This window comes from Bianquea renquensis, from assembly GCF_014384895.1.
Taxonomy (GTDB): domain Bacteria; phylum Bacillota; class Clostridia; order Lachnospirales; family Bianqueaceae; genus Bianquea; species Bianquea renquensis.
In genome coordinates this window covers 1-1,519 of sequence record NZ_JACRSQ010000084.1, presented here as the reverse complement: position 1 = coordinate 1,519, position 1,519 = coordinate 1, and the positions used below count along the sequence as shown (strand labels likewise).

Annotated in this window: 1 protein-coding gene; it reads left to right on the top strand. The window is 55.9% G+C overall.

All coding sequences use genetic code 11. The annotated features are described in order from the left end of the window. Positions 1 to 171 precede the first annotated feature (171 nt). Positions 172 to 1,519 (top strand): hypothetical protein (locus H8730_RS17285; RefSeq protein ID WP_249290294.1); only part of this gene is annotated, 1,348 nt, incomplete at its 3' end.

The window sequence follows — 1,519 nt, the reverse complement described above, 5'->3', positions numbered from 1 at the left end:
CGCTTCTCCTGTTTGCACTGGCGGTGGTGTTTGTGCTGATTTATGTGCTAGGGCGAATCTTTAAAAACCCACCGAAGAAACCGGCGGAACATTGAAACTTCTCACGGTATATGGGAGGGCAATTCCTCCTTTATATAAACTAATAAAAGAACAAAAGAAAGGACGAGAACAATGGCAGCAACAACCCAAAAGCGAAAAGTCATCTCGGCGGTAACGGCAGTCGTAGTCTCGGCGGCCATCCTGCTGACGGGCACCTTCGCATGGCAGAGCATCAGTCAAGTGGCTCTCAATGAGAGAACCGGGGAAGTGAATCCCGGCGGGCGTCTGCACGACGACTTTGACGGCACCAACAAGGACGTGTATGTGGAAAACTTCATGACCGAGGCGGAAGGCGGCGTACCGATTTACGCCCGCGTCCGGCTGGATGAGTACATGGAAATCGGTGTGGGCGCAGGGCTGAAAACCGGCGATGCGGACTACGCCAGCAAGGAAGCCGTTTCCCTGGTAACCGGAGCGAATATCAATGACGTATCCACCTGGAAAACCCATATCCCGGACGATGCAACCGATGTATTCCACGACGATTACTGGAACTGGACGCTGGGCGGCAGCACGACATATATGCCCACGTTCAACAAAAACAAAGACAGCCTGAAAGCGGATATCAACGGTACATACGACGGCACAGACGCAACAGACGACATTCACTACAACGATTACCATGCCTATTCACTCGGCGAACAGAAAACCGACAACGCGGTTTACGACAAAGACGACAATACCGTTGACGAGGGCGACGCTGCGGTAGAGGGCACCAATATTACCACGAAGGAAGAAACCCACACCGCAGCCAGCACCCTAGACGGCACGGTGATAACCATGGCGGAGTGGAAGGCCGCCGGTTCTAAGCCGGGCGCATACTGGGTGTATGATGTGGATGGCTGGGCGTACTGGGCACAGGCGATTGAACCCGGCACGGCCACGGGCCTTCTGCTGGATGGAATCAGCCTCCAGAAGGAACCGGGAGACAACTGGTATTACGGCATTAACGTAGTGGGCCAGTTCGCCACCATGGGCGACTGGGGCACGGCTGAAGGCAGCGACGGCTTCTTTGGCGAGAATGACGGCCCAGCCCCCACAGCGGACGCATTATTCCTGTTAAATCAGGCGGCAGGGCGTGAGCTTACCGTGAAGGTAACGGCTCCCGCAAGCGAAGTGAAGCTGGGCAACACCTTGCAGCTTACGGCGACGGTATCGGCTGGCGAAGCGATACACCCGAATCAGAAGGTAAACTGGAGCGTATCCGGCGGTACGTCCGTCAGCACCAGAATCACCTCGGATGGTGTTCTGACGGTGGGTGCGGATGAACTGGTAGGCGGCACGCTGACGGTGCGCGCGCTTTCCACAGTGGATAATACCACCTTTGCAACCTACAGCGTAACAGTGCTGTCAAGCTGGGATACAACGGGTCTCGGCAGTATGACGCCGGGCACGCTGGAAACGGTGACGATTGACGGAA